Raw genomic sequence first — 10,835 nt, forward strand, 5'->3', positions numbered from 1 at the left:
GGCAATGACATGAGAGCGGATGAGATGAAGACAGAGGACGTGACGGAGTGGCGGCAGGTGGCGGCGGCCACAGGACCTGCCGACCGGGCGGCGGCCGAGGCAGGTGTGCGTCTCGCCTACCGCAGGGCAGGACTCCCGGAGCCCGGGCGCATCCGCTGGGCCGCTTCTCCGCGTGAGGCCGTGCGACTGGTGGCGGCGGAGAAGGACACCCTGGGCCCCAGTGTGCGCGACGCGATTCGCAGCCGCCCCTGGGCGGCCGAACGTGCGGCTGTGCATGTGCAGTTGGGGCCGGGCGGCTGGTCCGAACGCTGGAACGCCACCGGTGCCCGGCTCTGGGACACCACCCAAGCCCTCACCTCTCGCATCCGCACCGGAGTGGTGGAGGAACTGGCGGACGGCAGGCGCAAGGAGCAGGCGGCCCTCCGGCTCGTCCTGCTCGACGCCGTGCTCGGCCAGCACGAAGCGGCTTGGCTGTGCGCCTTCGACACCTCGGAGGGCGGTTCGCTGGACGGGCTTGCGGCGGTCGCCCGCGCGGCGGGCTGGTGGTGGCCCTTCGAGCGGGAGGCGATCGTCTGCGAGCGGCCGACGGAGCTGCACCGCGACGAGGCCGGCCGCCTGGACCGCGCCGACGGCCCGGCACTCGCCTTCCCCGACGGGTTCGCCCTGCACGCGTGGCGCGGCATGCCGGTGCCGGGTGAGTTCCTGCACGAACTCTCCGCGTTGACCCCCGAGCGGATACGCGCCGAGGGCAACGCCGAACTGCGCCGCGTCATGCTGGAGCACTACGGCTACGACCGCTATCTGGACGAGTCGGGTGCGGTGCCCGTGCACCGCGACGAGACGGGTGTGCTCTGGCGGATCCAACTGACCGGCGACGAGGACGTGGTGATGGTCGAGGTGGTCAACTCCACCCCGGAGCCCGACGGCACGAGTCGTACGTACTGGCTGCGCGTCCCGCCCACCACACGGACGGCCAAGGAGGGCGTGGCGTGGACGTTCGGGCTGCATCCGGATGCCTACGAGCCGGAGCGCCAGACCTGAGGCGGATCATGGGGTCCGCGGGCGCCCGATATCAAGCCCCGATATCAAGCCCTGATATCGAGGCGCCCCCGGGCCGAACCACCTGTCGCCTCAGGCCCCGGCCGCGTACCGCCAGAAGTCCCGCATCAGCTCGGGGAAGCTGGGACCGCCCATCTGCAACTGGCTGTACATGAGGGTGACCGTGCCGGTGGACGGGATGATGTGTGCCGTCGTACCGGTGCCGCCGACCCAGCCGTAGCGCCCCGGGACGTTCCACGGTTCGACGGCCTCGACGTCCACCGCCCCGCCGAAACCCCAGCCCATCCCTTCCAGGAAAAGGCCGGCGGATTCCCGTTCGGGTGTGCTGAGTTGATTGGTGGTCATCTTCCGCACCGACTCGGGGGTGAGCAGCCGGCCCCCGTCGGCGGCCGTGCCCTCGGCGAGCAGCATGCGCCCGAAGGCCAGCCAGTCGTCGAGGGTCGAGACGAGGCCACCGGCGCCGGACGGGAAAGGAGGCGGACTGCTCCACTGCCCGTCGGCGGCGTCGAGCAGTTCGAGCCCGCTGCGGGGATCGCGTTCGGGTCCGGCCTCCGCTCCGGCCGCGTAGTAGCTGGTGAACCGGTCGAGTTTGCCCGGCGGCACCGAGAACGCGGTGTCGGTCATCCCGAGCGGCTCGAAGATCCGCTCGGCCAGGAACTGGGGCAGCGGCACTCCCGTGACCCGGGAGATCAGCACGCCCTGCAGGTCGGAGCTGAGGTTGTACAGCCAGCCGTCGCCGGGCTGGTGAAGCAGCGGGATGCGGGACAGCGCGGCCATCCAGACGTCAGGTGCCGGGACGGCCTGCGGCTGGGGAGGCCCTTGCTTCAGTTCGCTGAAGAGCGGTGCGAGCGCGGGCAGCGAGAAGTCCGAAGGGAATCCGTATCCGGTGCGGGAGGCGAGCAGATGGAACACGGTGATGGGCCGCACCGCCGGGACCACGTCGTCCACCGGTGAGGCCGGGGTGCGGACCACGCTCGGTGACGCCAGCTCCGGGAGCCACTGTCCGACCGGGTCGTCCAGCGCGATCCTGCCGTCCTCGACCAGCATCATGACGGCGGCGGCAACGATGGGCTTGGTCAGCGACGCGATACGGAAGATCGAATCCCTGGTCATCGGAGCGGTGCCCTCGACGTCGACGGACCCGACGGCCGCGACCTCCTCGCCCCGGTCACCGCGGGCCACCAGGCCCACCGCTCCCGCCACGGAGCTGTTGCTGACGTGCGTCTCCAGAGTTTTGCGCAGATCGGCCATGCGCCCACCATCTCAGCCCGGACCCGGCATCGAGCGTCATTTCGCGCGGTCCACTACGCCTCCTGGCCGCTCCACCTCCTGGCAGCCGGGTGCGTACACAAAAGCCCGGTCTGCCGGGCCGCGGCGCGATGGCGCCGCGGTTCGGCAGACCGGGTGGGGTGGGGTGGCGTGGGGGAGCCACCCCGCGCAGGGGGATCAGCCCCCGATGTTCACATCAATGCAGGCGTAGAAGGCGTTGGTGGTGTCGGCGATGTTCCACACCGCGAGCACCTTCTGCTTGCCGCTGAGCCCTCCGAAGTCGACCTTGTGCGTGACGGTCTCGCCCGGCTTGGCGCCCCCGTCGTCGACCTCGGCGATCTTGTTGCCGCCGACGAAGTACTGCCAGGTGCTTGTGCTGTGACGCGCCGTCAGCTTCCAGCTGAAATCCTGTGACGAGCCGACATCGGTGGCCTTCCAGCCTTTGCTGTCGTCATCGAGTTCGGAGAACCGCGAGTTGCCGCCGCTGCACGTCGTCTGCCCCTTGGGGCCCTCGACGCTCTGCGGCTCGTGGGTGATCTCGCCGCAGGACACGGTGCCGTCCGCGCACTGTGCCTGACGGCTCGGGGGCGAGGAGACGTAGCCGTGCGCGCTGGCCGGTGTGACGGAGGCCAGGACGAGCACGGGCGCGAATCCCGCGCCGAGAGCGGCTGCCAGCTTCTGCTTCTTGTTCATCTCTGTTCCCTCTGAGTGGGGGGATGAGGGGGCGAGAGACAACCGGGCGCCTCGGTCGACTCATTGGCCTAGACCATACTGGTTGTCAGGGCTCAGTCAACCCTTCAAGTAGCACTCGCGTTGCGGAAGTTACGACTGGGCTAGGCGGCAACGCCCAGGGCCAGGGCCGCGACGACCGGTGCCGCGTAAAGCAGCGGGAACGGGATGTGTGCGTACCAGCGGGCCCGGATCACGGTGACGACGGCGCCGGTGAAGTACAGCGCCAGGCCGATTCCCGCCGCGATGCCGATCACCGGCACGAGCAGTCCGACCAGCAGTCCCGCCGCCCCCGCGGCCTTGGCCGCGCCGAGCCAGGGCAGCCACGTGAGGGGGACGCCGTAGTCGGCCATGGGCTCCACGACCCACTTGGCGCGGAGGAAGACGGAGACGGCCGAGAAACCCACCATCACGGCGGCCAGGACGGTGACGACAACGTAGGCGGTGGACATCAGAAGTTCTCCCATCGGGCGGTTGCCTGGGCGGAGTTGCTCCGGCCGGGCGTCTTGAGTGCGTCACTTCCCTGACGGTCCGCGTCGCAGGAATGTGACCGGGGAGCGGCGAGAATGCTGTGACCTGGGGCACACATGGCTGAGACTGTCGGGGATCAAGACGCTGGGACATGTAACCGAGACAGAAAGCCATTCTGCGACTCATTCGATCTCCCTAGGGTTGAGGACATCGAGCAAGCGCAACCCAGAACACAACCCAGGGAGAGTTCCCGTGCGCGCAGTGATCCAGAAGTCCTTCGGCGGACCCGAGGTCCTAGAGGTCGTGGAGGCCGAACGGCCGAAGCCGCTGGCCGGCGAGGTCCTCGTCAAGGTCCACGCCAGTGCCGTCAACCCGGCGGACATCGCCGTCAGGTCCGGTGCCTTTCCGCTGCTCGGCGAGCCGCCGTTCGGCGTGGGCTGGGACATCTCCGGGGTGGTCGAGGAGGTGGGCGACGGGGCCGGGTTCGCGGTGGGTGACGAGGTGTACGGGATGCCCCTCTTCCCCCGTGCCGCCACCGGGTACGCCGAGTACGTCGCCGTACCGTCAAGCCACCTTGCCCGTAAGCCCGCCTCGCTCGACCACGTGCACGCCGCCGCCGTCCCCCTCGCGGCGCTCACCGCCTGGCAGGGCTTGGTGCGGGCGGCGGACATCAAGGAGGGCGACCGGGTCCTCATCCAGCGGGCGGCCGGTGGCGTCGGCCACTTCGCCGTGCAGATCGCGAAGGAACGAGGCGCCCACGTGATCGCGATTGCCGGCGCGAGCCGTCACGACTTCCTGCGCGGCCTCGGCGCCGACGAGATCATCGACTACCGGACCACCGACTTCACCGAGGTCGTCAAGGACGTGGACGTGGTCCTCGACTCCATGGCCCAGGGTGATCTCTCGCTCGGCGTGGTGCGCCCCGGCGGCGTACTCATCAGCATCCTGGAACACCAGGACCGGGAGCTCGCCGCGCGTGTCGAGGCCGCCGGGCGGCGCTTCGCCGGAGTCATGGTCGAGCCGGACTCCGCCGGGCTCGAAGCGCTCGCCGAGCTGATCGACGCGGGCCGGATCCGCCCCTACGTGGAGGAGACGTTCCCGCTGGCGGAGGCCGGTAAGGCACACGAGCTTGTCGCCGCGGGACACGTACAGGGCAAGATTGTCCTGACGGTCTGAACAAGCCGACCGTGACGGGCGGCACCAGGAAGGGCGAGGCCGGATGGACATTCTCACCGAGGCGCTGGCCTCGATGCGTACCGGGCACCCGGCGTCCGTACGGACCAACGGCCGCGCCCCCTGGGGCCTGCACCTGCCACCCGTCGCGGGCGCCGGCTTCCACGTCGTGCTGTACGGGACCTGCTGGCTGGTCCCGCTGCCTGGCGCGCCCCCGCACCTGAAGCCGATTCCGCTCAACCCCGGAGATGTGATCTTCCTGCGCGGCGGGCGCGGCCATGTCCTCGCCGACCACCCCTCCACCCCGGCTGAGGAGTGCAAGAGCGAGCAGTTCCGCGGGAGTTCGCCGATCGGCTCGATCACGCTCGGCGGCGAGGGCGCCGAGACCAGCCTGCTGTGCGGCAGTTACCACCTGGACCAGGGGCGACCGCACCCGCTGGTGCGCCAGCTGCCCGAGGTGATCCATCTCGCGACACGGCACGGACACCATCCGGAGCTGAGCGCCGCCGTCCAACTGCTCGGCTCCGAGCTGGAGAACCCGCGCATAGGCTCGGACGGCATCGTGCCCAGCTTGATCGACTCGCTCCTTCTCTACATTCTGCGGGCCTGGCTCGACGACCAGCCCCCGGCTGCCGCACAGGGCTGGGCCGCCGCCCTGCGCGACTCGGCGGTCGCGCCCGCTCTGACGGCCATGCACGACAATCCCGCGGCCTCGTGGACGGTCGAGTCCCTGGCGGAGCAGGCGGGTCTTTCCCGCGCGGCGTTCGCCCGGCGGTTCGCCACTCTGGTCGGCGAACCGCCGATGGCCTATCTGACCCGCTGGCGCATGACGACCGCCGCCCGCATGCTGCGCGAGTCCGACGCCCCGCTGACGATGGTCGCCGCCCGCACCGGATACGGCTCGGAGTTCGCCTTCGCCAAGGCCTTCAAGCGGGAGTACGGCCTGGCGCCGGGAGGCTACCGGCGCCGGAGCAGGGTGGCCTAGGGCCCTAGCGGCTCCTCGTCATCCGAACTGGCCGGGCTTGTAGTCGCCGGCGGGCTGCTGGACGATCACGTTGAGGCGGTTGGCGGCATTGATGAGGGCGATGAGCGACACCAGGGCGGCGAGCTGGTCCTCGTCGTAGTGCTTGGCGGCGTTCGCCCACGCCTCGTCCGTGACACCACCGGCCGCGTCGGCGATACGCGTCCCCTGCTCGGTCAGCTCAAGGGCGGCCCGCTCGGCGTCGGTGAAGACCTTGGCCTCGCGCCAGGCGGCGACCAGATTGATGCGTACCGAGGTCTCCCCGGCGTGCGCGGCGTCCTTGGTGTGCATGTCGGTGCAGAAGCCGCAGCCGTTGATCTGGCTCGCCCGGAGCATCACCAGATCCTGCGTCGTGGACGGCAGTGTCGACTCCGAGATGATCACCTTGCTGGCCGAGGCGATGTGCTTGAAGGCCTTGGCCACGACCGGGCTGCTGAGGAGGTTCAAACGGGCTTCCATGATGCGCTCCTTGGCGTTGTTGGCGGTTACACCTCCTACACGGACGGGCCCGGCGTGATTCGACAGGGCCGATGGTGACGCGCGTCTCCTTTTTGCGTCGCAGCTCTCAGACGGCCACGGCGATGGCCGCGGTCACACCGACGGCGACAATGAGCCCGCGCAGCACGGCGGGTGAGAGACGACGGCCCACCCGCGCCCCGATCAGACCGCCCAGGGTCGAGCCGAGGGCGATCACGCCGACCACCGTCCAGTCGACGCTCGCCACAGCGATGAAGATGACCGCGGCGACACCGTTCACGATGGACGCCAGGACATTCTTGACGGCGTTCAGACGCTGCAGGTCGTCCCGGAGGAACGAGCCGAACAGGCCCATGAGCAGCACTCCCTGGGCCGCGCCGAAGTAACCGCCGTAGACGCCGGTGCCCAGGACGCCGGCCCACAGGGGGATGCCGCCGTCCGCATGGCCGCGGCTGTCGCGCCGTGCGAGCCATTTCTGGAGGCGGGGCTGCAACAACAGCAGCGCGCAGGCGAGCAGGATCAGTACGGGCACCGCGGAGCGGAACGTGTCGGCGGACAGCTTCAGGAGCAGCACCGCTCCCGCGACACCGCCCAGGAGCGACGCGAGGCCGAGCCTGATGAGGCGGGGCCGCTGGCCTCTGAGCTCGGCACGATATCCGTACGCCGCGCTGACCACGCCCGGTACGAGCCCGATGGTGTTGGAGACATTGGCCAGCACGGGCGGGTATCCGAAGGCGAGCAGCGTAGGAAAGGTGATCATGGTGCCGGAGCCGACCACCGCGTTGATGCCGCCTGCCGCGACGGCCGCGGCCGCTATGGCCACTGTCTCGAGTGCGTGCATGGAGCGCCTTTCCCGGGACGGCCGGAGTACCGGAGCGCGGGCAGCCCGGGACGGAGAAGTCTGGAGCGGTCCGGCCGGAGAAGTCCGGAACGGAGCGGACGGGTCGGCACCCGGCCCGGCCCACACGCCTTCCGGATGACGTGCGGGCCGGGCCAGGTTGCCGCCCTGGGCCCGAGAAGATCGTCCCGCTCGCCCAACACCCAAGTCAATCCTCGGATTTCCTTGCAGACCCCCAAGCTGTAGCTTCACTCTCCATGACCCTCGACGACCTACGCGTCTTCGTCGCCGCCTGCCGGACGGGGAGCCTCAGCGCCGTCGCCCGCGACCTCTCCTGTACGCAGTCGGCGGTCAGCCAGCACATCAAGCGTCTGGAGCGGGAGCTGGGGCTCAGCCTGCTCGAACGCCATCCGCGCGGAGTCGTACCCACTCCGGCAGGACAGCTCCTGCAGAACGCGGCGGCAGGCGGCCTCGGCGACATCGACCACGCCCTGCGCAGGCTGAGCGATCTGGTGCACGGCGAGGCCGGATCGGTGCGGATCACCACCGGCGCCACAACGGTGCGGCACTTCCTGTCCGACGCGATCGTGGCCTTCCGGCACCGCCACCCCCGGGTGAGCCTCGAGTTCCAGACCGCGCACTCCAGCCGCAGCTGCTTCGACGCCCTCATCGCGGGCGGTCTCGACCTGGCCTGGATCACCCTCGGCACACCGGTGAAGGGCATCGAGCAACGCCCCGTCATCGGACTTCCCTGGGTGCTCGCCGTCCACCGTGACGACGCCCTCGCGACAAAGCCGCTGATCACCACAGCGGACTTGGCCGACATCCGGCTCATCGGGCTCCCGGAGGAAACGACCTCCCGCGCGCGCCTGGATGCCTGGTTCACCGAACGCGGCATCAGCCCGGCCTCCGACACCAGCGTCGCCGACTGGGACACCGCTCTCCTGCTCGCCGAACTCGGCCTGGGCCATGCGATCGTCCCCGACCTGCCGGGGTGGCGCGGCCCCGGCCACCCCGACCTTCACCTGATCCCCATCCCGGAGCTGCCCACGCTGTGGACCGGCTGGGCGGTGCGCCGCTGGGACGCGCTGTCCCCCTTGGCCAAGGCCTTCGCCGACACGGTCAGCCACAACTGCCCCGGCGCACGCATCCCCGAGCAGGCGTCGGTGCAGAGTGTCAGCGGCCGTCTGTAGCGTTCAGCGAATCGAACCCTGGCCCTGCGTCGCCGTTCATCGGATTCCTCTTCATCCTCCGAGGCTCCGGGCATCGGAGCCTCGGAGGCCCTCGCTCACGCCAGGGAGCCCGGGCCTCAGCCCTTGAGGCCGACCGTCGCGCACGCCGCCTTGAACTCCGACGTGCAGATCTCCTTGGTCTTGTAGATGCCGTCCTCGATGACCGTGGACTTGATGGTGTCCCGTGTCATGGGGCGCACCGAGACCAGTAGGGAGGGGATGTTCTTCGTGGTGGCGTTCTCGGACTTGTCCCCGGCCAGGGCGTCGAACTCGACCATGCGGCCCTGGGCGATCCGGACCGCCATCTGCGCGGCGCCGACGGCCTCTTCGGGGTAGGGCTTGTAGACGCTCATGTACTGCTCGCCCGTGACGACCCGCTGGACGGCCGACAGCTCCGCGTCCTGGCCGGTGACCGGCGGGAGGTCGGTGAGGCCGGCGGCCTTGAGGGCCTTGATGGCGCCGCCCGCCATGCCGTCGTTGGCGGAGTAGACGGCGGCGATGTTGTCCTTGCCGATCGCGGTGATCGCCTCGGTCATGTGCGCGGCGGCCGTCTGCGGCTTCCAGCCGTCGGTGTCGTACGACTTGGCGATGTCCACCTGGTTACGGAGCTGGGAGAGCGCGCCTTCCTTGAAGACGGCGGCGTTCGGGTCGGTCGGCGAACCGTTGATCATGACGATCTTGCTCTTCTTGCGGTTGCCGCCGCCGAGCGCCCTCAGGATCGCCTGGCCCTGGACCTGGCCGACCAGCTCGTTGTCGAAGGCCACGTACCCGGAGACGGGGCCCTCGGCGAGGCGGTCGTAGGCGATGACCGGAATGTTCGCTTCCTTCGCCTTCTTGACCGCCGGTGCGATCTTCTTCGCGTCCACCGCGCTCACCAGGATCACGTCGACCTTGTCGGTGACCATCTGGCCGAGCTGGTCGCTCTGCTTGGCGGCGTCCTCGTCGGCGTTGGCGTAGACGAGCTTGCCCTTGCCGTTGGTGAGCTTCTTGACCTGCTTCTCGATGATGGGGTGGTCGAACTTCTCGTAGCGAGCCGTCTCCGCTTCGGGCAGGAGCAGACCGACGGTGACCGCGTCACCCTTCCTCTCGGTCTTGTTTCCGTCGTCGTCGGATCCCAGGAGGCTGCCGCATGCGGCAAGCGAGAGTGCCAGGGCGCTGACAGATACGGCGACGGTGGCTTCACGCGTACGGGTTCTCATTCGCCCACTTCCTCGATCGGACCGCTTCGTTGTGATCCGAGGTGGCTGAAAGCCAACCCCGGAGCGTTCCCGGCGTCAAGGAGTCAATACATAACAAGATTGCAATGGAATGTGTGTTTCAGTGTTGAACTGTCCTTCATTTACACGTGACAACGACGAAGCGAACAAGCCACATCGGCGAAGTCGATGCCGAAGCCGATCGTGCAGGGCTCCTGGAGTTCACCGATGAGGCGCCGGCGGAAGCCCGCGGACCGGGCGGTGTCGTGGTCGGGGGCCGCGGATCACTCGGGACGGCTGATCTGGACGGGGGAGTGGAGCGCGTCACCGAAGGCGATGAGGCGTTGCCCGCCCGAGTCGGGTCCCGAGTCCGGCCCGCCCGAGCCTTGTCCAGCCGCCGGGCACGCGCCGTGCGCCTCCAAGAGGTGGCGCTGCGACCATTCAGGCTCGGCCACCAGGTAGTCGGCCCGGGTGGGGAGCGGATGCCGGAAGGTCGGCGCAGCCGTGCGGTCGCGGTCCGATGCTGGGCGGCAGCTGTGCGCCCTGGTGAACGGGAAGGCCGACCGGATCGCGGAGCATGTCCGTCAGTGCGCCGTCAGGCTGGGGCTCACGGCGCCGCAAGCGACCGCTCTGCGAGCGCTGGCGGGACCCATGACCATGCGCGAGCTGGCAGAGCGCATGGGCTGTGAGCCCTCAAATGCGCCCTTCGTCGTGGACAAGACTGGAGAAGCGGGCCCTGATCGAACGCCGCCCGCACCCCCGACCGACGCGCCGAGCAGTTGGTGCTCGCGTCGGAGGGTGTCGCGCTACGGGAGCGGCTCCTGGGGCTCCTCGCCGAGGATTCGCCCCTCGCCGGGCTCACGCAAAAGGAGGCAGGAGGCTCTGCGTGGCCTGCTCCAGCGGGCCATTTCCCGCCCGGGGTGAGACCAGAGGTCCGCAAATTTCCGCAATGTGGTGCGGTCTCTCGGCCGGTCGGGCGAAATGAGCAGAGCTTGCCCGTGCCGTGAAGCCCATCTCGTGCTACTGTTGATGGTAGTTGCAGTTGTGGTTCCCATAAGACTTCAAGTGCCTTTGGTGGATAAATATCCGCCGGGCACTTTTGTATTTCCGGAAGAAGTTTTCCGGACGGGGCAATCAACGTGGCGACGCCGGGGTCCGCACAGTGCGGGTCCCGGGCTTGCCCCGAAGGAGATATTTAGTATGGCTACTGGCACCGTGAAGTGGTTCAACTCGGAAAAGGGCTTCGGCTTCATCGAGCAGGAGGGTGGCGGCCCCGACGTCTTCGCCCACTACTCGAACATCGCCACCCAGGGCTTCCGTGAGCTTCAGGAAGGCCAGAAGGTGAACTTCGATGTCACTCAGGGCCAGAA

At 69.0% G+C, this 10,835-nt stretch carries 11 protein-coding genes; 5 read left to right on the plus strand and 6 right to left on the minus strand.

The features are described from left to right. Positions 1-9: 9 nt before the first annotated feature. Positions 10-1,041, plus strand: a complete 1,032-nt coding sequence (locus ACFQ7F_RS32420; RefSeq protein WP_383278178.1) for a DUF6745 domain-containing protein — start codon at positions 10-12, stop codon at positions 1,039-1,041. Positions 1,042-1,131: 90 nt separating this feature from the next. Here ACFQ7F_RS32420 and ACFQ7F_RS32425 read toward each other — a convergent pair whose 3' ends face one another. From ACFQ7F_RS32425 to ACFQ7F_RS32435, 3 genes are all read right to left on the minus strand, one after another. Next, positions 1,132-2,310 carry a serine hydrolase domain-containing protein gene (locus ACFQ7F_RS32425; RefSeq protein WP_383278181.1) on the minus strand — a complete coding sequence of 393 codons (1,179 nt, stop codon included), beginning with the start codon at positions 2,308-2,310 and terminating at the stop codon, positions 1,132-1,134. 195 nt (positions 2,311-2,505) lie between these two features. Further along, on the minus strand, positions 2,506-3,021 hold the full coding sequence (locus ACFQ7F_RS32430) for a lytic polysaccharide monooxygenase auxiliary activity family 9 protein (protein WP_383278184.1): 516 nt from the start codon (positions 3,019-3,021) through the stop codon (positions 2,506-2,508). A gap of 140 nt (positions 3,022-3,161) precedes the next feature. After that, entirely contained in the window at positions 3,162-3,509 is a 348-nt protein-coding gene (locus ACFQ7F_RS32435; RefSeq protein ID WP_383278187.1) for a DoxX family protein, read from the minus strand. Between the two features lie 271 nt (positions 3,510-3,780). Here ACFQ7F_RS32435 and ACFQ7F_RS32440 point away from each other — a divergent pair, with 271 nt between their 5' ends. Both ACFQ7F_RS32440 and ACFQ7F_RS32445 read left to right on the plus strand, forming a co-directional pair. Further along, a complete protein-coding gene (locus tag ACFQ7F_RS32440) occupies positions 3,781-4,704 on the plus strand; it encodes an NADP-dependent oxidoreductase (RefSeq protein ID WP_383278190.1) in 924 nt (307 codons plus the stop codon). 43 nt (positions 4,705-4,747) lie between these two features. Beyond that, positions 4,748-5,686, plus strand: a complete 939-nt coding sequence (locus ACFQ7F_RS32445; RefSeq protein ID WP_383278193.1) for a cupin domain-containing protein — start codon at positions 4,748-4,750, stop codon at positions 5,684-5,686. 18 nt (positions 5,687-5,704) lie between these two features. On the opposite strand, the gene ACFQ7F_RS32450 is transcribed toward ACFQ7F_RS32445, so the two are convergent. Then, a complete protein-coding gene (locus tag ACFQ7F_RS32450; protein ID WP_383278195.1) occupies positions 5,705-6,181 on the minus strand; it encodes a carboxymuconolactone decarboxylase family protein in 477 nt (158 codons plus the stop codon). 106 nt (positions 6,182-6,287) lie between these two features. Further along, entirely contained in the window at positions 6,288-7,040 is a 753-nt protein-coding gene (locus tag ACFQ7F_RS32455; RefSeq protein WP_383278198.1) for a sulfite exporter TauE/SafE family protein, read from the minus strand. 254 nt (positions 7,041-7,294) lie between these two features. On the opposite strand from ACFQ7F_RS32455, the gene ACFQ7F_RS32460 reads away from it, so the two are divergent. Next, on the plus strand, positions 7,295-8,230 hold the full coding sequence (locus ACFQ7F_RS32460) for a LysR substrate-binding domain-containing protein (protein ID WP_383278201.1): 936 nt from the start codon (positions 7,295-7,297) through the stop codon (positions 8,228-8,230). 116 nt (positions 8,231-8,346) lie between these two features. On the opposite strand, the gene ACFQ7F_RS32465 is transcribed toward ACFQ7F_RS32460, so the two are convergent. Continuing rightward, positions 8,347-9,468: a sugar ABC transporter substrate-binding protein gene (locus ACFQ7F_RS32465; RefSeq protein WP_383278204.1), complete on the minus strand. Its 1,122-nt coding sequence runs from the start codon at positions 9,466-9,468 to the stop codon at positions 8,347-8,349. A 1,197-nt stretch (positions 9,469-10,665) separates the two neighbouring features. Between ACFQ7F_RS32465 and ACFQ7F_RS32470 the strand changes: the two genes are divergently transcribed. Further along, the coding region (locus ACFQ7F_RS32470; protein WP_383278213.1) for a cold-shock protein at positions 10,666-10,835 on the plus strand (170 nt) is incomplete at its 3' end.

Origin of the sequence: Streptomyces sp. NPDC056486 (genome assembly GCF_042795295.1) — a bacterium.
In the GTDB taxonomy this organism is placed as follows: Bacteria; Actinomycetota; Actinomycetes; order Streptomycetales; family Streptomycetaceae; genus Streptomyces.

What these genes read in the sequence shown, in the direction of transcription:
- ACFQ7F_RS32450 (WP_383278195.1), bottom strand. Translation starts at nt 6,181, where the DNA reads ATGGAAGCCCGTTTGAACCTCCTCAGCAGCCCGGTCGTGGCCAAGGCC.
- ACFQ7F_RS32460 (WP_383278201.1), top strand. Translation starts at nt 7,295, where the DNA reads ATGACCCTCGACGACCTACGCGTCTTCGTCGCCGCCTGCCGGACGGGG.
- ACFQ7F_RS32425 (WP_383278181.1), bottom strand. Translation starts at nt 2,310, where the DNA reads ATGGCCGATCTGCGCAAAACTCTGGAGACGCACGTCAGCAACAGCTCC.
- ACFQ7F_RS32430 (WP_383278184.1), bottom strand. Translation starts at nt 3,021, where the DNA reads ATGAACAAGAAGCAGAAGCTGGCAGCCGCTCTCGGCGCGGGATTCGCG.
- ACFQ7F_RS32445 (WP_383278193.1), top strand. Translation starts at nt 4,748, where the DNA reads ATGGACATTCTCACCGAGGCGCTGGCCTCGATGCGTACCGGGCACCCG.
- ACFQ7F_RS32435 (WP_383278187.1), bottom strand. Translation starts at nt 3,509, where the DNA reads ATGTCCACCGCCTACGTTGTCGTCACCGTCCTGGCCGCCGTGATGGTG.
- ACFQ7F_RS32420 (WP_383278178.1), top strand. Translation starts at nt 10, where the DNA reads ATGAGAGCGGATGAGATGAAGACAGAGGACGTGACGGAGTGGCGGCAG.
- ACFQ7F_RS32455 (WP_383278198.1), bottom strand. Translation starts at nt 7,040, where the DNA reads ATGCACGCACTCGAGACAGTGGCCATAGCGGCCGCGGCCGTCGCGGCA.
- ACFQ7F_RS32465 (WP_383278204.1), bottom strand. Translation starts at nt 9,468, where the DNA reads ATGAGAACCCGTACGCGTGAAGCCACCGTCGCCGTATCTGTCAGCGCC.